This window comes from Paenibacillus agricola, from assembly GCF_011440305.1.
In the GTDB taxonomy this organism is placed as follows: Bacteria; Bacillota; Bacilli; order Paenibacillales; family NBRC-103111; genus Paenibacillus_S; species Paenibacillus_S agricola.
The window spans coordinates 51031-71993 of record NZ_JAAOIW010000023.1 but is presented as its reverse complement, the minus strand read 5'-3'; the positions used below and the strand labels follow the sequence as shown (position 1 = coordinate 71993).

22 protein-coding genes and 1 pseudogene are annotated in these 20963 nt (G+C 41.3%); 21 read left to right on the top strand and 2 right to left on the bottom strand.

The genetic code is table 11. The features are described 5' to 3' along the window. Positions 1 to 148: 148 nt before the first annotated feature. From G9U52_RS34620 to G9U52_RS40480, 12 genes and pseudogenes are all read left to right on the top strand, one after another. Entirely contained in the window at positions 149 to 319 is a 171-nt protein-coding gene (locus G9U52_RS34620; RefSeq protein ID WP_166156659.1) for a hypothetical protein, read from the top strand. A 32-nt stretch (positions 320 to 351) separates the two neighbouring features. Beyond that, a pseudogene (locus tag G9U52_RS34615) lies at positions 352 to 1505 on the top strand (IS256 family transposase). A 28-nt stretch (positions 1506 to 1533) separates the two neighbouring features. Then, positions 1534 to 2106, top strand: coding sequence for a hypothetical protein (locus G9U52_RS34610; RefSeq protein WP_166156657.1), 573 nt, complete (start codon positions 1534 to 1536; stop codon positions 2104 to 2106). 194 nt (positions 2107 to 2300) lie between these two features. Continuing rightward, a complete protein-coding gene (locus G9U52_RS34605; RefSeq protein WP_166156655.1) occupies positions 2301 to 2726 on the top strand; it encodes a prepilin peptidase in 426 nt (141 codons plus the stop codon). 9 nt (positions 2727 to 2735) lie between these two features. Continuing rightward, a complete protein-coding gene (locus tag G9U52_RS34600; RefSeq protein WP_166156653.1) occupies positions 2736 to 3323 on the top strand; it encodes a RusA family crossover junction endodeoxyribonuclease in 588 nt (195 codons plus the stop codon). A 572-nt stretch (positions 3324 to 3895) separates the two neighbouring features. Further along, a complete protein-coding gene (locus G9U52_RS34595; RefSeq protein WP_166156650.1) occupies positions 3896 to 4921 on the top strand; it encodes a hypothetical protein in 1026 nt (341 codons plus the stop codon). 131 nt (positions 4922 to 5052) lie between these two features. Beyond that, positions 5053 to 5514, top strand: a complete 462-nt coding sequence (locus G9U52_RS34590; protein ID WP_166156647.1) for a hypothetical protein — start codon at positions 5053 to 5055, stop codon at positions 5512 to 5514. Between the two features lie 27 nt (positions 5515 to 5541). After that, positions 5542 to 7296: a type IV secretory system conjugative DNA transfer family protein gene (locus G9U52_RS34585; protein WP_166156644.1), complete on the top strand. Its 1755-nt coding sequence runs from the start codon at positions 5542 to 5544 to the stop codon at positions 7294 to 7296. A gap of 17 nt (positions 7297 to 7313) precedes the next feature. Further along, a complete protein-coding gene (locus G9U52_RS34580) occupies positions 7314 to 8144 on the top strand; it encodes a S1 RNA-binding domain-containing protein (protein WP_166156641.1) in 831 nt (276 codons plus the stop codon). A 12-nt stretch (positions 8145 to 8156) separates the two neighbouring features. Next, positions 8157 to 8885 (top strand): hypothetical protein, encoded by a 729-nt coding sequence (locus tag G9U52_RS34575; RefSeq protein WP_166156638.1) that lies wholly within the window; start codon positions 8157 to 8159, stop codon positions 8883 to 8885. 359 nt (positions 8886 to 9244) lie between these two features. Beyond that, positions 9245 to 10261, top strand: coding sequence for a DUF262 domain-containing protein (locus G9U52_RS40485; RefSeq protein WP_243767733.1), 1017 nt, complete (start codon positions 9245 to 9247; stop codon positions 10259 to 10261). Further along, entirely contained in the window at positions 10258 to 11787 is a 1530-nt protein-coding gene (locus G9U52_RS40480; RefSeq protein ID WP_311764976.1) for a DUF4268 domain-containing protein, read from the top strand. The genes G9U52_RS40485 and G9U52_RS40480 overlap by 4 nt, the downstream gene beginning before the upstream one ends. Positions 11788 to 12265: 478 nt before the next feature. On the opposite strand, the gene G9U52_RS34565 is transcribed toward G9U52_RS40480, so the two are convergent. Beyond that, on the bottom strand, positions 12266 to 12433 hold the full coding sequence (locus tag G9U52_RS34565) for a hypothetical protein (protein WP_166156635.1): 168 nt from the start codon (positions 12431 to 12433) through the stop codon (positions 12266 to 12268). 347 nt (positions 12434 to 12780) lie between these two features. Between G9U52_RS34565 and G9U52_RS34560 the strand changes: the two genes are divergently transcribed. From G9U52_RS34560 to G9U52_RS34535, 6 genes are all read left to right on the top strand, one after another. Beyond that, positions 12781 to 13323: an S-layer homology domain-containing protein gene (locus G9U52_RS34560; protein WP_166156632.1), complete on the top strand. Its 543-nt coding sequence runs from the start codon at positions 12781 to 12783 to the stop codon at positions 13321 to 13323. Further along, complete coding sequence (locus G9U52_RS34555) at positions 13320 to 13787, top strand: hypothetical protein (RefSeq protein ID WP_166156629.1); 468 nt, start codon at positions 13320 to 13322, stop codon at positions 13785 to 13787. The genes G9U52_RS34560 and G9U52_RS34555 overlap by 4 nt, the downstream gene beginning before the upstream one ends. Positions 13788 to 13963: 176 nt before the next feature. Continuing rightward, complete coding sequence (locus G9U52_RS34550) at positions 13964 to 14392, top strand: hypothetical protein (RefSeq protein ID WP_166156626.1); 429 nt, start codon at positions 13964 to 13966, stop codon at positions 14390 to 14392. Positions 14393 to 15482: 1090 nt separating this feature from the next. Next, positions 15483 to 15680 carry a DUF2281 domain-containing protein gene (locus G9U52_RS34545; protein WP_166156623.1) on the top strand — a complete coding sequence of 66 codons (198 nt, stop codon included), beginning with the start codon at positions 15483 to 15485 and terminating at the stop codon, positions 15678 to 15680. A 137-nt stretch (positions 15681 to 15817) separates the two neighbouring features. After that, positions 15818 to 16072 (top strand): hypothetical protein, encoded by a 255-nt coding sequence (locus tag G9U52_RS34540; RefSeq protein WP_166156619.1) that lies wholly within the window; start codon positions 15818 to 15820, stop codon positions 16070 to 16072. A 287-nt stretch (positions 16073 to 16359) separates the two neighbouring features. After that, positions 16360 to 17082 carry a hypothetical protein gene (locus tag G9U52_RS34535; protein ID WP_166156616.1) on the top strand — a complete coding sequence of 241 codons (723 nt, stop codon included), beginning with the start codon at positions 16360 to 16362 and terminating at the stop codon, positions 17080 to 17082. Here G9U52_RS34535 and G9U52_RS39540 read toward each other — a convergent pair. Continuing rightward, the gene (locus G9U52_RS39540) at positions 17064 to 17216 is read right to left on the bottom strand and encodes a hypothetical protein (protein ID WP_207953391.1); all 153 of its coding nucleotides are present in this window, start codon (positions 17214 to 17216) and stop codon (positions 17064 to 17066) included. The genes G9U52_RS34535 and G9U52_RS39540 overlap by 19 nt on opposite strands. A 131-nt stretch (positions 17217 to 17347) precedes the next feature. Here G9U52_RS39540 and G9U52_RS34530 point away from each other — a divergent pair, with 131 nt between their 5' ends. The 3 genes from G9U52_RS34530 to G9U52_RS34520 all read left to right on the top strand — a co-directional run bounded on the left by G9U52_RS34530 (position 17348) and on the right by G9U52_RS34520 (position 20863). After that, complete coding sequence (locus G9U52_RS34530; protein WP_166156613.1) at positions 17348 to 18025, top strand: nuclease-related domain-containing protein; 678 nt, start codon at positions 17348 to 17350, stop codon at positions 18023 to 18025. 148 nt (positions 18026 to 18173) lie between these two features. Further along, entirely contained in the window at positions 18174 to 19112 is a 939-nt protein-coding gene (locus G9U52_RS34525) for an HNH endonuclease (protein WP_207953390.1), read from the top strand. Between the two features lie 377 nt (positions 19113 to 19489). Continuing rightward, positions 19490 to 20863, top strand: a complete 1374-nt coding sequence (locus tag G9U52_RS34520; RefSeq protein WP_166156610.1) for a transposase — start codon at positions 19490 to 19492, stop codon at positions 20861 to 20863. Positions 20864 to 20963: the final 100 nt, after the last annotated feature.

The following is a 20963-nucleotide window of genomic DNA, read 5'->3' as shown; positions in this document are numbered from 1 at the left end:
AGGAGGGCTTGTTTCTAATGTAAATTGAGAAGTGAATGGTTATCTACCAATCCACATTAGAAACTGTAATATTTAGTGTAGTACGTAGAAAATGAGGAAGAGTTTGTCTGCTATAGATATTTTAAGCAAGACACGAGGAGGAATTGGTATGTCGGAATGGCTAATGGGAGGACCTTTTCTTGAAGTGAGTTTCTTGCTACTGCTTAAGGAAAATAAAGAAAAAACAATTAGGTCTATAATAAATAGGCTGTTGGAGTCTCATTATAAAATTCAAGTTGGGGTTTGTAAAATAGATTGTGTAAACTCCAAAACCTATTAAAATGAAAGTATAGGAAAGGTAGGGGAGCGCACATGGGATTATGGACCAAACAACAGCTTCGTCAGTTTATTAAGGAGAATAAACTGGTCACCGCACAAGATGCACAAAACGCCTTAAAAGACCTATTTGCGGAAACCCTGCAGGAGATGCTGGAGGCCGAATTGGATACACAATTAGGCTACGACAAGCATGACACCAAAAACAAGCAGACCCCGAATAGCCGGAACGGTAAAAGCAAGAAAACCATAACGAGCGAATACGGTGACCAAGAGATTCAAGTACCGCGCGATCGCCAAGGCGAGTTTGAGCCCATCGTTGTAAAGAAGCATCAGTCCAACGTGACGGGTATTGAAGACCAGATTATTGCTATGTATGCGAAGGGAGTCACCACACGGGATATTCAGGACCACCTTGAGCAGCTGTATGGCATTGACGTATCACCGACGATGATCTCCAACGTAACGAACAAGATTGTTCCCCTCATTAAAGAGTGGCAAAGCCGTCCTCTACAAGGGGTCTATGCGGTGGTTTTTCTAGATGCGATCCACTTCAAAGTCAAGCAGGACGGGCATATCGTGAACAAAGCGGCCTATATGGTGATCGGCATTGACTTAGACGGGAGCAAAGATGTGCTGGGCATGTGGATCGGTGAGAATGAGTCCTCCAAATTCTGGCTGACGGTCTTAAACGACCTGAAAAACCGCGGTGTCCAAGACATTTTAATCACCTGTGTGGACAACCTCACAGGCTTTTCCCAAGCGATTACCGCCTGCTACCCGCAAACCGAAATCCAAAAATGCATCATCCACCAGATCCGGAATTCGACCCGCTTTGTGTCTTACAAGGACCTTTGGATCGTTTTGAAGAGGTATGGGGAAGCAAATATCCCCTTATTATCCGGTCATGGCGCACGAACTGGGATGAGCTTGCGACCTTTTTCAAGTACCCACCCGAGATCCGAAAGCTGATTTACACGACCAACATGATTGAAAGCTACCACCGCCAGCTTCGAAAGGTGACCAAGGGAAAAAGCATCTTCCCGACCGACGAGGCATTGCTCAAGATGCTTTATCTAGCGACGATGGACGTCACCCGTAAATGGACAGGTCGCGTCCAAAATTGGGGCCAGATGCTGCTCCAGCTCTCTGTTTTCTTTCCCGAACGAATCGGCCAGCATTTGCGTTGAAATTTTTTTCTCCCCTCGGGGAGAAGGCTTGAAAAGAGTTTACACAAAATTCTTGACAGACCCTCAAGTTGCTGAAAACAACGTCGATAATTTAATCTCATCGTTTGTATTGGGATATCCAAACGATGAAAAAGACCCAAATACAGTATTCATACACTCGCTTAAACTTAGGTTATTGGTTGCATTTCCTAGACAACGAAAGGCTTATTTGCATATAGAACAAATTTCATCGAATTCAATAATCGTTGATTTTTGTTTTTTTGGCAGTGAGTTTGATGCTCCAGAGTGGAATCAGGTAGGAGTCAGGAAAGATGAGTATGTTGATTTCAAACAATTCCTCATTGATATGTTTGAGGTTTATGATTTCATAATTGGCGGGATTTCTTGGGAGGAAGACGTGAAATTCCTATTTGGTTGCAATGAAGTTTACCCAAACGAATGTTATCAATATCAGAATATTTCCCCTGATTATTTTTTTCAAAACTCATCTTATTTTACAGATGTGATTTGGAATCAAAAATATATGGAAATCGAGGACATTAGATACCCACATACGAGGTTGGACGACAATGCAATTCTTATTACTTTTAGAGAAATGTGACTGATAAATAATTAAACGAACGGGATACGATAGTTCAATGGAGTAGTCTACAACATTATTATTCATATTTAACTTAAGCAGCCCATCTATATCATTTGTGGAAAAAAAACTAGGTTTGGACAAGATGCTTGATCGATATTTTATTGTAAGAACGCAAGATTCGATAATTTTTTTAAGGAGTGGTTAGCATTTAAATGGAGAAAATAGTCCATGTTTTGTTGGTTCTGACTCTCTTAATTGTTATATATACCGACCTGCGATGGAGGATAATACCTAACAATTTGCTCTTAGTAATTACACCAATAGCTCTAATTTTGCGGCTAATCAGCCAACCCTTTGCAATAGGCAATTACTTGTTGGGAGCTCTTATTGGCTTTGGAGTGTTGTTTCTAGCAGCTTATATGTCAAATGGTAAGATAGGAGGTGGGGATATAAAGTTTTATGGTGTTATTGGCCTCATATTAGGGGTAGAAATGACCCTATTATCACTTGTATTTTTTAGTTTGTTACTATGCCTCTATTACCTGGTTTTATACGTATTAAAGCGCTTTATGATGGATCACAGCGTCCCGCTTGCGCCCTTTATTGCTGCTTCTGTATTGATAGTTTATAGCCTATAGGAGGATTCGATGAATACAATTGAGGAAACTAATATTAAAAGGCTGCAGGACGCGATTGCAAGCTTGGAAATTGCGCGGCAGCTGCTTTATCATCAATTATCTGCTATGTATCCCTATGAATTTGGAGTCTCTTACCAGGAGGCGCTTCCGGTCTGCCAGATCAAGGCATATAACCTAGTTGAACCGGTTATCGAAATAACCTTTGAAGGTATGCTCCCACTATATTTTGAACATGGTGACAGGAAGGATCACCAACGTGAAAAATATCGTCTTTTGACGAAAGAATACTATATCTCAGCTGTTAGCCAGGCTGTAAAAAGACAGAATGTCCAGACTCGTTTTAAGGAGAAGGTCATCATCATTATTGCTCATGTATTTGCGGATATAACCCTCAGGGATCTAGATAATCGCAATCGAAAATACCTTATCGATGCTGTTAAACTGAGCCAATTGATAAAAGATGATGAATGGAAAAATGTCTCTTTAATGGATTGTGGCTATGCATCGAAGGATGCAAAAAACTATGTGCAAATCTATATAACAGCAGAGAAAGCGAAATTAGATTTAATCAAGAAAGTTGATGAAAATAACACATAAAATTCCAATTATAAAGTAATAATTAGTCGGGTGCATGAAGCCTACCATTTCCACATTTTGAGAAGATAACTAAATCATTATTATTAATATCCCATTGTGCCCAAAAAATAAAGGGTTTTTTTTCATATCAGTAACACCAATTTGGATATAAAGAAAATAATGACATTTACCACTTTATTTTCCAAAATAAATCGATTAGAATAGGTACAAATAACTATATTTACGTTTTTTATCGAAAAACGGGTAGTTTGGAGAAGCAAGCGTGAGGCAGCATGCCGATAGATTGCGTAGGACAAACAGCCGCACTGAATGTTTATCGCTTCAGTGATGCCTCGTATTGGTAAGCTAAACATTTGAAATGGGATATGCGGCATGGAGAAAAATCGCCTAGGTGCTATTGAAAAAGCTCGGGACTCGACCATGGATGACACCGACAGGTGGAAGGAATGGGAGAGTTTGACGTAGTGCCGGTGGCATAGAGAGGGTTGCGTCTTCAGGGTTCGACTACGTACGACACCGGACAGGTGGAGGTAGTGGGAGAAGGGACGTGCTGCATGAGGGGAGGTGATAAAGTGATTCGTCTTAAGAAAAGGGATATGGAATTGATGGATGATCTATTCCGATACCGAGCCCTTACGATCAAGCAAATTCGTCAAATGTATTTCTCCGAGAACAACCAAAGTTATGTGTATAAGAGGCTTGAGGTCCTGGAGAAGCAGAAGTATGTACTGGTAAAGTCGAAATTCCTTGGAAATGTAAAAGTTGGTGTTGTATCGATAGGAGAGAAGGGGATTAAAGCTTTGCTAGATGAGGGACTCATTGAGCAAAGCGAGGTTGTGCTATCATATCACCACCGCAAGCTCAATTCGGATTATCATCTCAAAAATTCACTGGATGCAAGAAATTTATATGTGAATTTGCGGAAGGATGGTTGGAAGTTTAAAGACAGCAGAGTCTTTAAAAAAGAGCGGAATCTGAATAGAAGTTGCATGGTATTGGGTGTATTAATCTCTCCTTCGGGTATTGATTACCCGTTGTATCTGATAGACCGCAATTTCCAAGATCGTACAATCAGTTTTTTAATGTCTGAGATAAAATCTTCCCAGTTTGAACGTGCTTTGATCTTATACCGGACGTTGGGCGAAAAGGATGATTATGTTCGCATTAGAGAAGCGCATAAAAAGGCTGTGGATAGTGAGCGGCTGATCGCCCAGGTACATGTGCTCCCATTTGTCACAAAATCAGTGGAGATAATCAATAGGACTTTGGAAACCACCTGCCTTGTGAAATATTTCACTACTAACTATGGGGAAATCATCCAATCATCGAACAAATATATGCTGGCTCCTTATGAAATTGTCCATGAAGGAGAGAGGAAATACGTTATGGAGTATTTGACTCACGATCTACACCGAACGTATTCGTTACAGTTATACGGGGACCTTGCTCATATGGAACAACAGAAGAAGTGTCTAGTGTTTACCTGGAATGCATATGTCCATGAAATAGAGCCATATTTGAAACATCACTCACATTTGGAAATGGTGGTTATGGACATATCGGAAGATATTGAAAAAATACCAAAACCATCCGAATGAGAAACAGGCACACAATAGAAAGATGATTCTATTTGAAGGGATGTATTCAATTGGTTAATACGATCCTTAAGATCGTAGGAGTACTTGGAGCTGTATTAATGTGGTTCTTGGTATTTTCAGGAGAACCGAGGATGAAACCATTAATACCACTAATCCTGGCATTCCTATTGCTAGCGTACATGGTGTATGCAAAAGTACTGCAAAAGCAGTACGGCGTTATGCTACATGTAATATCGATCGTATTACTAATCAATGTAGCGATTGGTTGCTATGCTTTCCAAGATTGGTCAAGCAGTATTTCGCTATTAAAACCTAGTACCACTATGAGAATCATTATGGTCGTCAGTTTCCTATTTTCCGCATATATGGTGTTGATAGGGTATCGGGCTATTGGCATGCTGGATGGTCGCTGGGGGAACGTGGATCGCGGTAGCGAGAGCATCGTAATGGAGGAGCCCAAGACCTGGAGGGATAGGTGGAATGAATTCAAAATGCAAATTAAAGGCATTCCGGATCCAGCGGTTAACCCTGATGCAGATTTAGAGGGAATCATGTTTGAAATCGGTGAGGTTGTGAGGGAGAGGGAAAGATAGAAAGGTCTTTCCAAAAGGGGGCTTACAATGGTAGCGGTAGCAACTAAAGAAAAAATCATGTGGGGTGGAATGGATGCCTTTACCCATCTGTTAATAGTGGGGCCTACTCGATGCGGGAAAACAGCAACCATTCTGAAGCCAATCATCTATCAATTGTTAATGGCAAAAAAGAAAGGTAAGCGATGTGGATTAACGGTAATAGAACCTAAAGGTGATGTAGCCAGGATGGTCGCTGATACTAGTATAGCGCTAGGGCTTCCATACAACCATATCGATCCTCTGGATGATAATAGTGGCATTTTCAATGTCATGGAGGGAGATATCGACGATATATCAGAAGCGACTGTAACTGTTCTTAAAAGCTTGTTTGGTAAGCAAGAAGCATTTTTTTCAATCATCCAAGAATTATCAGCACGAAAAATTACACAACTGCTGAAAACACTGCATGGTGATGATATTAACCTAATGGATGTTGTTATGACGATTCGGGACCCTAAAGCTTTGGATAATAAAGTCGCTGCTTTAAAAAAAATAGAAGGTTCATCCGATTTGGTGCAGTTCTTCGAGACGGAACTTTTGGGGGCTCAACGTCAGGAATATCAAAAGTATGTTATGGGTTTACGTGGTCAATTAGAGAATATCACAAGCAATCGTTATCTAAAAAAAGTTTTGATGGGTAAAAGCAGCTTCAATTTGGACGCTCACTTAGAGTTAGGTGGCATTCTAGCAATTAATACGGCAATGGGCAAATTGCGTGATGCAGGAGATGCCTTTGGACAATTCGCTATGATGCATTTGCAAAGTGCTACCTATCGTAGAACTGGGAGCGAAAGTACACGTATCCCTCACTATATGATCATAGACGAGGCAAGCCGCTATATGACACCAGAAAACGAACGGTTTCTTTCCATAGCGGCTGAATATAAGACAGCAGGTATATTCGCTGTACAATCTCTTGCACAGTTAGAAGTGGAATCCGGAAAATTAAGTGGCAGGGCAATGAAGCAAGCTTTTATGACATCATGCCGAAACAAAATCATTTTTGTGGGTGTTGGTGCTGTAGATGCTAAGGAAATGGAACGAGAGTTCGGGGAGGATCCGATAACTGAGAGGCAATCTACGTACAAGCCGCATTTACTCAAGCCTAAGTTTATGCCAGATAGTTACCGAGATACCGAAAAAACAAAGCTGCGGTATACATACACTCAAATAATGGATGGCATACCCAAGTATCATTTCTTTCACAAAATGCTTAGTGATGGTCACCCGCAACGACCGAAAATCGGCAAAGGAGTATTCATTCCCAAGGATTGGAGGGAGCAGCTGCTGGATAATGAAGTTGCCCAACTAGAAAAGGGGGATTTCAATTTAATTAAGTGGTGCGTAAAAAACTATAAGGCAAATGTGGAGAGGGCGAAAGTGCTGGAAGAATTGGAAAATGCAACAAATGGGAAAGAATCAAAAGATCTTTCTAATGATATTGATGCCTTAGAAGCGAAGCCATTGTCCAAGCTTAAATTTATCGTTAAACAAAAGCAACCTGAAGAGCTGGCGAAGCTGCCTAAAGCAGATCGGCCAGAGGTTCACGAGCATGAAAAGACACGCCAGCCAGTGCTGCAACCAATTGAAACAGTTAAGAGCAAGGCTGTCGAAGTAAGTGAGCAACCAGAAGCTGCCAAAAAGCAGAGTGAAGCTCTGCGGAACCAGCTCGATATAGCAAGTGGCAAAAAGAAAGATGATTTCTTTCTTGCTGGAGAAATGGATTTAATCGAAAAAAACTAACTTAGGGGGCAAAAGTGATGGAAGAATTAAAAACACCTGAATATTTGAAAAATACGGTTGAGGGATTCGATGAAAGTAAAATTAAGCGAAATCCAATTGATGAGCACTGGCAGGAGGTTTACACAGCTGTACAAAACCAAACGATACTACAAGCTGAACTTATAGGCATAGACAAAGAAGGCAAAGAAATCGTTGGGTTGATCCAATATGGCACGATCCGCGGCATGATCCCTCTTAAGTTATCTGGTGTAGAAAAAGAAGAGCAGCTTAAGCAATACCTCGGGAGGCGGATCGCTTTCAAAGTAATCAATTATGACCGAAGTGCTAATATATTTACTGGATCCCGCCAAGCTGCACTTGAACAGATGGCTTCCATGACATGGAACCGTATGGAGTTGGACCAGCAGCTATATGCAGTTGTACGAGATGTGAATATTAATAGGATTAAAGTAGATATTGGCGGTATAGAAGTGGCTTTAAAGGCAGATGAATTAAGCTATGAATGGATAGACGTATTGGAGGAAAAGTACAACGTTGGCGATCATCTAAGCGTTAAAATAGTAGAATTGGATAAAGAAAAGAAACATGTGAAAGTCAGCCATAAAGCGACTATGAAAAACCCTTACCCGGATTGCCTTACACGCTATCAAAAAGGACAGACTCGTGTTGGCACAGTGACTGGCGTTGTGGAGTACGGGGTTTTCGTCAACCTGGAATCCGGTGTTGATATCCTCTGCAGGCACATGAAAATAGGCAAGGTCTCCAAGCATGACCGAGTTGCTATAACGATCGTTACTATTGACGAAAAAAAACAAAAAATGTACGGTAAAATCTCTCAAAAGATTTAAGGGGAGCAGCATATGCCAATTTCTCCGTTCTCAACAGAAAATTATAAATGGGAAACTCAATATAAGGTGATCGAGTCAAGTGAAATAGCCAGCAGCTTGAAAGTGAAATTCTCAAAAAAAGAGCTTGAAGTCCTTAAACCATTACGAGATATGAGGTTTATTGGAAGTGCTCAATATAGAAAGATTTTTCTAAAAGGCGATAAGGGGATGATAAATCAACTCATACGGGATAAAAAGGTGTTGGAGCATCCGATTATTCAAATCGGCAAAGCCGAATCAGGGGGGGCTGCCAGGCAAACCTGGTATTTTTACACATTGGGGTTATCCAGCTTGAAATATTTCGATATGGTTGATGAAGTCAACTACTGGATGGACTATAAAACGGCTGAAGTGTTGCAGCGATTTGCTTTTTTTAAATTATTTAGCAAGTTTATTTCAAATAAGCCTGCCATCTATTGTTCTGGCCAACCTTTTGTTGGCACCATAGAGATGGCGGAGCCTATTGATATCTTGGTCGTCAAAGAAAACACACGGGAAATCCAGCAAGAATGGCGATTTAGGAAGCCAAATCAGCAGCGGCGAATCATTGTTCTCACTGAGAATATAAATTGGCTGAAGCCGATTGAGGAACTGCTGGTAGATTTTAAAGTTAGAGTTGTTTTAGAAAGCGAGTTAAATTCGCCGCTTTCTGAATTGTTTTACAAATGGAATGAGAAAAGTATGGAATGGGTCAAGGCATAGGTTATACGGGAGGATAAACGGATTGAGTTGACGGTTTGTTACAAGTAAAAACATTGAAGGAATATTGTATGGGCTGTGCATAAAAGCACGCCCTATTTATTTGTGAATCTTATGGCGTAGAGGAATAGAGTTGTAGATTCAAATACCAAATAAAGCAGGAAATGTATGGAATATGTCGAATTTCAAAAACTATGCTACATTGCTGTTCAATACAAACGACTACAACAAAATTGTCACGGAGATTAAGTGAAAATGCAAAAGCTTTACTTCGATTTGAAAAAATCATTGAAGAAAATATCCGTCGTATTGGAAAAGATTATTAGCGCGGTTAACAGAATTTGGGTAGGGGGTTTACAGTAATGGCTAACGAATTACAGCCGCTTTCTGTGCTGTTTCAAAATAAACTTTTTCGTATACCTGATTACCAGCGCGGTTATGCATGGAAGCATGAGCAGCTTGTTGATTTTTGGGATGATTTGATGAATCTACATGAGGATAGGTACCACTATACCGGTTTGCTCTCTTTGAAGGCTGTCAGCCAAATGGAAACGCGAACATGGAAAGATGATGCATGGCTTTTAGACATTGGCTTTACAGCTTTTCATGTTGTGGACGGGCAACAACGATTGACCACATTTTCTATTCTTATGAATGAGCTTGTAACATTCGTTCAAAGGCTTCCGGAAAACGCCAAAAAAACAGATGAGGAAATATTTATCGGCTACGAGTCCTTAAAAGATATAAAGGCTAAATATGTCCTTAGAAAACGTCCGCCGCAGAATCTCGTCACTACCTATTTGTTCGGATATGAAACCGATAATCCGAGCGCGGATTACTTGAAATATAAAGTGTTTGAGGAACCTTTTGGCGGTTATGTGTTTGAAACTTATTATACAAAGAATCTGAAATACGCAAAAACCTTCTTTTCCGAAAACCTACAGCAGCTATATATCAGTGAAGGGTTTAGGGGTATTGAACGTGTTTACAAAAAACTTACATTAAGGCTTATGTTCAATATCCACGAAATCGAAGATGATTATGATGTATTTGTGGCATTTGAAACCATGAATAATCGTGGCAAAAAACTGACAAACCTAGAACTACTCAAAAACCGGTTGATTTATCTTACAACGCTTTTCGAAGATCATCAGCTTGACAATACTGACAAAGAGCAGTTGCGGAAAAATATCAACGATTCGTGGAAAGAATTTACTATCAACTTGGTCGCAATCAAAATGCTCCTTTGTCCGATGATGATTTTCTGCGCGCTCACTGGATTACATATTTCCAATATTCACGTAAAAAAGGTGATGACTACATTCGATTTTTGCTTAGTAAGTTCTCAGCAAAAAACATCTTCGAAAAGCAAACCATGACTCTGGCTGAGGAGATAGACGAACCATTACCCGGTTTTGAGCAGGAGCATGAAGATGAAGAAGTAGTCCAGACGACTGAGCCAGAAGTAATTATAGTCAGTCGTCTTGCGCCAAAAGAGATTAGCGATTATGTTAACAGCCTCAAGACTCTGGCAGAACATTGGTATTACAGCTTCTTTCCAAATGACAGCACCACATTAACCGACGGAGAAAAAGTGTGGATTGATAAACTCAATCGAATTGGAATTGGATATTTCCGTCCACTTGTTGCCGTCACGCTCGCTTCAATGGAAAGCACATCTGCAGCAGACCGTATAAGCCTTTTTCAAACTATAGAACGGTATATATTTCTAGCGTTCAGAATGGGCGGGTTTCAGGCAAGTTATAAAAGCAGTGACTACTATAACAAATCAAGAGAAGTTTTAAGTGGGATTACTTCCCTTGCTGAGGTTACCCAGGATATCAATAATACTGTTGATAAAGACATGTCATCAATCATCACTAATTTTATTGCACGCACGGATCGGCGGTTTGTTTCAGGCGAGGGCTTTTATGGCTGGCGTGATTTGCGCTATTTTCTTTATGAATATGAGTACGACAAAGCCACGCAGAACAACCTGCAAAAGGTTGACTGGAATCTCTTTACAAAGGTTGATAAAGACAAAATAACAATAGAGCATATTTTGCCTCAGACGCCTACGAAATGGTATTGGCGCAACCAGTTCCGGCAATACACGGACAACGAAATAAAACTGCTGTCCGTATCGCTAGGAAATCTACTTCCTCTGGCGCAAAGCATTAATTCCAGTTTGCAAAACGACAGTTTTCCAGATAAAAAAAGCTCCTCTGCGGCAGGGCGCAGAGGCTACGAAAATGGCTCTCATTCGGAAATAGAAGTAGCGAAAAAGCAGAATTGGACAGCTGAGAATATTTTGAACCGCGGTCTTGCTCTGCTACGTTTTTTGGAGTTACGCTGGTGCATTAAATTTGAGGACAAACAGATGATGGACTTGCTTCATATATCCTTTGTCAAGGATAAACGCTTGGACACTCCCGAATTGCCCGTTCCAGGGGTTACCGAGCTAACAGAGACCACAGCAGCGACTTCAAAGGAATTGTCCGAAAGGCATTATCTTCGGAAAGATTTTTGGACACGCTTTGTTCAGTATTGCCGTGATCATGGGCGTGAAGAGGATATTGCTTCCCGGAAGCCATCCTATGTCGACTGGTATGACGTAACGGTTGATAGCCGAGACTACCACTTGTTTTTTCAGCTTGTTAGAAAGAAAATTCTGCGTATTGGGATTTACGTTTATCGCCCAGAGGATTTTGCTCGGCTCGAATCAAATAAAGAAGAAATTGAAAACACCTGTGGGTTCTCTCTCGAGTGGTATACCAGCCGAGACAAAAGTACCGCAAAACGAATTCTATATTCTATTGAGGCGGATATACACAATACGGAATTATACGAGCAACACTTCGAGTGGTTGATTCGTCATTTTGATGCATTAAAAAACGCTTTGTAATTGGTGGATAGATCATGGACGGGAAATGTTATACCAGAACTCATAACGAACTGCCACCGCACTCACCGGGGTGGCAGTTCCGGAGAGACCCGAACCCCAGCTCGCCCTTGCGGACAAGAACGCCGCGGCGTTGCGGTAGGGGTGGCACTAAGTACCACAACAGTGGCACTGGTGGCATCCAACCCTACTGCCGACCCGTTGTGCAATGCCGCCAGTAAACCTTGCGCCGCCCAACCATCTGTACACCCCCAAACTGCCGCTACAGCCCCCAGCCGCGCTCTCTGACCAAATGGGCAACACGTGCCGGTGCATTGGCCTGCGCCGTGAGAAGGTTAGCACCAAGGGACGACACGCCAATTCAAACGCCAACTGGAACCAACTGATCAAAATCAACCGTATACCTCTGCAACCTTACCGACAAGACGCCCTCTCGCTTTGTAGGACTTGGGTACCCTTCCAAGCAAAACCAAGCGCAACGCTACATGGCACGTGAAACGTGTATACACAGAATCTTCCACTGCCCGCCGACTGCACCCTGCCGCACCACTACTGCTGTTCCTGTGTAGGCTTCCTCTGCTTCCAAACGCTGAGCCACACGCGCCAAAACGTGCGCTGTACCTTCCCCGACCTCAAACATCCAGCCCATGGCGTACACCACCCTAAGCCGCTGAGTCTCACCGGACGCTAAGCCCGAAGCATGGTTAAACGCTGTTAAACCACGTGAAATTACACTGACACAACGCCTTTCTCCGCGCTAAACTGTTTTGAAAAAGGAGGCAAGCCTATATTCTTCAAAATAACCTATCTCACACTGGCACTGCTTACGGCTACACTGCCAATGGGGTATGTCGAATTCATAGTGAATAATCCCCTTACCAGCACAGCGTTGTACAGTTGCTCAGGTAATAATGCCTCGAAAACAGGATAATATTTCATAGGTAAATTTTACTATACATAGGGTTATCATTAGTACGACTACGAGGAGGAAGACGCTTGAAGAAATCTACAAAATGGTTTGCAAGTGTAGTTGTTACTTGCACCATGCTGTCTACCATCATACTGATGTACGCGGCAGCAGTCCCATTGACGGACACCAGCAATCACTGGGCAGAAAGCACAATTAAGTGGGCCCAAGAAAATGAAGTGGTCGACGGTTACCCAGATGGTTCTTTCCTTCCCGACAAACAAATTACTGAAGCTGAGTTCCTCGGCATGTTTTCCAAAGCGTATGGTATTAAGCCCGTTCCTAACAACAAAATGAACCACTGGGCAGACGCTATTTACGATTTCGCTAAACAGCAAAACTACCCCATGAACGGCTTTGCTGATGCCGCGATTCGTAACGAAGCGATTAATCGTCAAAAGGTTGCTGAAATCATTGTCGGTTCTGTAGGTTACAATTTTACAAGTGGAGATGCCATCCAGTACTTGTTGGCTAAAGGATATTCTTCAGGTAAAGATTCCGCTACTATCGAAGGCTACAAAGGTGCAGACAGCTTGACTCGTGCCGAAGCAATCCATTTGTTAAGAACTTGAAAGACAAAGGCTTAAGTAGCATTAAACCTAGACCTACAGCACCTACTCCTACAACTGCACTGCCTAGTCTGCCAACTACAGACTTGTTACCACGTATTGCTGAAATCAAGGATGCTGTAACCAAAGTTGCAGAAGATAACGGTCTAACTGTACGGGTTGAAAAGGATGCAGTCGTCGTATTGTCGGTGGATAAAAAGATTGGATTAGTTAAATTGGAATCCAATCCAAAAATGATAGGGGTTGAAATGATTTCGACAGGTACTGGAAAAGATACAGCAACACTTGAATTGATGGTTAAAGTCATGCAAGCTGCCGGCATTCCAGTCGATGACTCTTTTGCTGACACACTAAATGGTGCCATTAAGACTCGTCAAAATAGTACACTAATTGCAGGGAAATACTCTCTTTCCGTAGAACCATCCACTAAATTGTACAAAGATATTTCCATCCACATAAGATATTAAGATCGAGTAGGAGGGGACGGCTAGTCCCCTCCTACTCGATTGACTACACAGTTTGAATTGGTGCGATTGCTGCTGTCGTTGTTTAGTGGTGTGTATGCCTCAAAAATAATAGATGATTTATTTAGCAACATATAATACTATATATAGTAATACTAGGAAATAAGGGTGGTTGTATTATGCTGAAAGATATATTTGATACAGTTCTTACATTGTTTGATAGAAATAAGGTATCAAATGAAAGTGAACGTGCTTTTTACCAACAGGTTCATCAGCTACTTAAAGATTACAAAACACAATATGACGAGTTACTGCTAGATGAATATCCGCTATTCGATGACTGTCATAGTTTACTGAAAGATGGTTTGCTAATTGTCGTTAATAACTTTCCAACCTTAGTGTATTCAGAAGGTTTTATCAAACAAAACAAGGATATACGCCAAAGCATTGATACTATTATAGAGGATTCCAAAAAACACTTGGAATATCTTCATAATGACGATTATTATCCGGATGTTGAAATTGTTCTGGACGACGTAAAGGTTATTATAAGTTTATATAATAAAGCGAATTCCAAATTATTCAGCAAAAAAGTCAGCAAAGTTTAGAAATGGTAAAAATGACTTGAGCAAACCAGATGTTGATCTACAACTTGTGGCATCCTGACAGTTGACTCTGTCTACCTGTTTACTTTCTAAATAATGATTCAACCTAGATAAAAAGAGGGAACCTTTCGTGGTTCCCTTTTAGCTATGCCAAGGAATACAAACAAACGTTCATGCTTTTACAGTCCAGTGGTGACCGTCCACTGGTCGAAGCGCTGTCGTTTGCTTTGGCCCGCTGGAATTAACGTGTGAAAGCTAGGCTAACAGCGTGGAGTGCACCAAAGTACCCACAAAAGTGTACAGCCTACACGACCGCCCAACAGTGGGGGCTATAGTCGTGTATTCCACAAGGCTTGAGGACACAAACGCCCGTTTGTACTCGCCTAGCATTGCAAGCACTTCCAGCCGACTTCTGTTAGACGGCTTGTTTGCCAAGCGACCTTGCAAACATTTTCAACGGGCAGCGCGACTTAATGGGTTCCAGTGTATAGAGTCCGCGTCCGAGACAGCTCTGCTAGTTGCCGACCACTTTTCACGCAATAAAAACATGAAAGCTCGTCATGCCAGTCCGCATAGAACTGATCGGCGAAATCGCCGCAAAGAGTGCCGGAACGTTGCCGCGACGGTGCAAAACACAATTGGACCCCGATTTACACCGCACAGACTACGGTAGCCCAAAGGCTATTGGTTGCGTCACACGGCATTAGCCGCATTGGTTGAAGCAAAGGAAGTGGAGCGGCGAAACCCCAACAAGCACCCCAGCCACCTATTACGGAAGGGACAGTGGCTAGCTGAAATAAGGTTGTTTAATCTGAAATAAAGTTGTTTAATGAAATTTACAGTTGTAAACAAATCTGAAATGGCTTGCACTCCTTGTTCTAATTCATCTATTTTGAACAAAGAACGCTAAGAAAGCTGAGAAAACCATTATAAATTAAAAACTATATCCCAAAATTCCAACTAAGTATATTCCCGCATACAACACATGTGGAGTGCGTGGTAAGGATATATCGGGAGGATTGAATGGTCATAGAATGATGAGATAATCCTAACTATGGTATAATGGTTTCAGAACGAAAAGGTGGTGCTGCGGATGAACGTGAACAGAGATGAATTAAAGCGAATGATTGATCGAATTCCTGAACAAGATGCAGTAGACGTGCTTGACTTCATTGGATACTTGAACATGAAACGCGAACGCGAAACATTAAAGAATCTCGAACAAGCAAGCATGACGAGTATGGACTTTTGGAATAATCCAGTTGATGACGAGGTATGGAACGATGTGTAGGCAAGGAGATATTTTGCTCATTCCGTTTCCATACAGCGATTTGTCCTCGTCTTGTCCAATTCAAGCTATAACGTGTCGCATCATGATTTAGTTGTCGCCGCAATCACCTCAAATAAATCTGTATGGAGGAGAATATTATGGGATTATTTGGTAACCTCTTCAAAAGCAGTTTCGAAAACTTGCTTGACACAGCGTCGGATGAAGAACTTGCAGATGAGTATGAAACAAGAAGGTTAGTATTGCTGAAAGATGGTGGCGGCGACAGAACCTATGAAATGGAAAGATTAAACGACGAAATGGTTAGACGGTCGAATGAAAAATACGAAAAGGAGCATCCGAACGCAGAAACAAGACATCGTGAACACGGCTGGTATCTGCCCAACGATGACTAACTTAATAGCCGTTTGTTTGCGGTTGCACCCCCTAAACGCGAAAAGGCTGCATTTCGTTATAATTAAATAAGCGTAAACTGCCACGTCTAATCAGATGTGGCTTTTTTAACGTTTATGGCAATAAATTTATATGAATTTACTCTATATCCATTTTCTCAAATCTAATTGTTGTCTGAATAAAAACCACCATTTTTACTTCCTCTCTTGATATTCTATCGGGAAGGTAGTACAATCTAAATACTCTACCGGAACAGTAGTACAAATTATGATGAGAAGAGGAAAATATTATGCCACGAAAAAATTACATGACCATAAACGCCCACGAAACAGTCCAGCAGATGTTCGATGAATTTGTTTTGCAACGAGGGCTAACGAAAACCGTTGCACTTAATGATATGCTGGAGATGTACATGATTGCCAAAGACGAGGAACTCTATATGGAACTAAAAAGGAAATATTTAAACATCGAATCCGTAAGGCAGATGTTATCTGACCGTGATTCAGACGAAGTAAATCTTTCTGATGTTAGTTTCATCTTTATGAAACTCGCAACCTCGCGTGATAATCAAGGCAACGAATATAACGGTCACGAAACCATGCAGCTATACATCGCAGACCAAGCCGTGAGAGGATTTACATGGTTTTCAACGCAAGCTCTCTATTACGGTATGTCACCAAAACGTGTAGCGGCGTATAACAAAGCAATTAACCGCGGCGAAAAAGTGACTATTATCTTTGCTATCGGAAGAACTGCTGGCGGTAACAATGACATTGCATATAAAGCCAATGTTTTGGAAATTAAGTCGTTCACAGAGCCTAAAAGTTTATCAAACGACGACTACCCTGCAGCATGGCATGGTGAATCAGCACGTATTTGGATTAAAATTGAAGATTTACAACCTGAATCTACTCTTAAGGCTCAACTTTTCCAAATTACTTCATCAGGAATGGATTTGCAACAAGTTATTAATAACAGCCAATATCACTTTGGCTATGTTAATTTGAAATAATCATCACAATTCATAAGTTCCAGCCCACCATTTTTGGCAAGTACGATACTGTCGACTGCACCGAAGTCTCCGGCGAGCCTCCAGTTCTCGTTCATACCTGCGGCTTGGGGTGAACGGGTCTCCCAGTCCATCATCGGACAAGTTGGGGCTGTATCAAGTGTGTTTATTCAATATATCCTACTGGAAATAATATGTCGAATAAAGGAATTTCCAGTTGGATTGTGGAATAAGTCTTCATCAATCAATGATTCGCTGGAGGCTTACGATGTTCAAAAAAATACTTGCGATGTTTAAAAAATCCTCAATTGCCCCTATTTCAATACCCTCAAAATCATCCAAGCCACGTAAAAAAGTCGAATCGACACGAATTGGTGAATTAGGCGAATACAAAATTAATATCCAACTTGACCAACTCCCTAAAGATTGTAAATATTTAAGCGATCTGATGGTTAGAAATTCGAAATCACGTACTGGTTTTTCTCAAATTGATCATGTAGTTATTTCTCCTTTTGGTTTATTCGTCATTGAAACCAAAAATTATAACGGTGAAATAAAAGGTCTGAGAGACGATACATACTGGACAGTTAATAATCGATTCAAAATGTACAATCCACTAAAACAAAATTATGGACACATCAAAGCACTGGAATCGACGATAAAAGGAAATCCCGATTTGATATTCGTATCAATGATCTCATTTACAATGCGGTGTAGATTCAGTATAGACCCTAGTTTGAGAAATATAGAGTCAAATGAACTAATTGTTTACGATGTGGAGCTCTCAGAATTCATTAGTAGAAAAATATTAAGAATGAAAGCTGTATTAAAAAAATCAATACTACAAGATTCTGACGTAATGAATCTATTTAACATGATAAAAAAAGCAAACATTACTGACCCTGCATTAAGGGCTGAACATGTGGAAAAAATTAAACGAAAGTGATAGAAAGATTTATTCGAACATCCACTTGCTGACAGATTAATGCAAGCTAGTCTTGTATAACTATGGAAATAAAATGTCGAATAAAGGAATTTTCAGTTAGATTGTGGAATAAGTCTAAAGGACTATAAATGATAGGATTATCGGAGTGATGAGCTTGAAATTCTTTATCGGAGTTACAGACCAGAATTGGTTTCAACACCTGTCAAATATACAGCCAGATGAAGTGAACTTCTGGCAACCAGGTGGCAAGCAAACGTTTAAAGCCATACAGAAGAATGATATGTTCCTATTCAAACTGCATAGTCCACATAACTTTATAGTCGGTGGTGGTTTTTTTGTTCGGCATTCCTTCCTGCCAGTGTCTTTGGCGTGGGAAGCTTTCGGCATTAAAAATGGGATGACTGATTATATAAGTTTTAGGAATGGCATCCATAAATACCGGAAAAGTGACTTTCGCTCGGAGCCTGATCCAACCATCGGCTGCATCATCCTTGCATTGCCTTTTTTCTTCGAAAAACGTGATTGGATTCCTGTGCCGGAAGATTGGAAGCCCAATATTGTACAAGGTAAAACGTATTCCACGGATACAGAAATCGGGCTTGCTCTATATGGAAAAGTTCAAGAAAAACTTGATCCATTGTCATACTGGGATTCTGAATACGTAATGGAAATCAATGAGTCCAACCGTTATGGCTCGGGACAAACTGTTTATCCGAGAATAGGTCAAGGCACATTCAAGGTTATCGTGACCGAAGCTTATCATCGCCGCTGTGCAATAACAGGAGAAAAAACGTTGCCAGTTTTGGAGGCTGCACATATCAAACCATATTCTCAAAATGGACCTCATTTGACCAGTAATGGCTTGCTGTTGAGGAAAGATATGCATACGTTATTTGATCGAGGCTATATCACAATTAATGAAGAACTCCAAATTGAAGTTAGCAACAGACTTAAAGAGGATTATGGAAACGGTAAAGAGTACTATGCATTTCATGGAAAGAGACTAGCCGAGATTCCTGAACAGCAGAATGAAAGACCATCCACACAGTTTTTGAGATGGCACAATGAGAATGTGTATCTGGCGTAAGTTTTATAGTAGCGAAAAATATTTATCTTGTGTAAATTTATGAGTCTATCAAAGAAGGGATAATTATGTATAACTTCCACACAAGGAATATTGAAATAACTGACCCTCAAATTTATAGATTTGATTCTGATTCTTTCCTAAAAATAAGAGTACAATGGTCAGAACTGTTTAGATTAATGGAAAAATTAATTGTTGAAATCTACTCGAGGAAAGACATAAAGAAATTTAATGAGTTGCTTTGATTTTATACATGAATGAATTTCATAAGTCCAAACCCTTGCTGGGTTTAAGTCTTTAAGGCAAGGAAAAAGGAGTACCTCCCCAAATCTCGAAGTGTTAAGTACCCCTACTTCACACAGAGAAAGGTTGGACTCCCTATGTCTAGTGTACACCAGGAAAGCTTGTTTACGTTAGAAGATTTATTGAATTTGTCTCCCCAAGATACCTACGGGTTCTTTTTCAACACGTTGGATATCCGTCCTTTTTTGAAGGTCGTATCCAAAAAGTTTGTTTTAGGAGCACCTACTCAACTGAACTACACAGCCATGCTCCGGTCTTTGTTTATCCGGGTGATCGAGCGGATTCCTACCATCAAGGATTTACGGAAACGGTTAAAACAAAGCGTCGAATTTAATCTCAATTGTGGATTTACCGGATCCGACCGCATCCCAAGTGAGGCTACGTATAGCCGCCTGATCCAAAAGCTGCAAGGCTCTGCCGTATTTGAACAAACGCAGGAGGCGCTGGTCCGCCTCGCTTTCCAAGAGGGATTTCTGGATGCATCCACTGTAGCGATGGATGCCACCCATGTCGAGTCCCGAGACCGCCAGCCCGAGAAAAAGAAGGTGGATGTGGAAGAACTGCCAACGGAAATCCCGAAAAAGAAGCGTGGCCGTAAATCCAAAGCGGAACGGGAGAAATGGCTGCAAGAACAGCTGGAAATCGAGGCCAACCGGCCACTTTTCGAAAAGAAAGTAGAAGAACAGCTTCCGTGTACCTTCACTCAACTCCGTGGCCAGATTCCCCTCGCACCGGAATGGGGAGTCAAGAAAAATTCAGCAGGCAAAAACGTATTTTGGTATGGCTTTAAAGCCCATCTTCTAGTGGATTGCAAAAGCCAGTACATCCTTACCGCTTTGCTGTCTTCGGGTTCGATCAACGACGGAAAAATGGCGATCCCCTTGTTAAAAATGTTAGCTGAACACCATCCGGAGCTGGAGGTGAAGCAAGTTTTGGCAGACGCCGGCTATGACTTGGCACCGATCTACAAGCAAGTCGAGGGCATGGGAGCCCAGGCGCTTATCGACTACAACCGCAGGAAAGAATCGCTTGTTGAAGGCAAAGACAAGTACTTCCGTCCCGTTTGCAAAGAGGGCAACAGCTACCGATACGATAGCTGTGATGCCAAGTACAACACGCTGAAGTACACGCAGCCTAAAGAATGTACGAGTTGCCCGTTTAACGATGGGACTTGCCAGAAAGTTTTTAAAATTAAAAGGGATTCAGACCCCCGAAAGTACACGGTTCCGGCAAGGGGAAGCGATGGTTATTACGATCTTTACAAAAAGCGGACAGCCGTTGAACGCGTCCATGCCTATCTCAAGGAGTACTTTCAACTGAACAACATGAGGCACCGTGGCACGAAGGCACAAGTGGACTTTTATTTTTCCTGCTTAACTTATACCGCTAGCAAACTAACCGTGGATCGATGGAACCAAACCCTGGAACGTTCTGCCAAGAAAGTCTCTTAATTTTTAAAACACTCAACTTCATTATTCTGTCCATATGGCTTCAAGTATTAATCTTTATGAAATTGATTCACATATAAAACATATTTCAAAATAGCGAGGG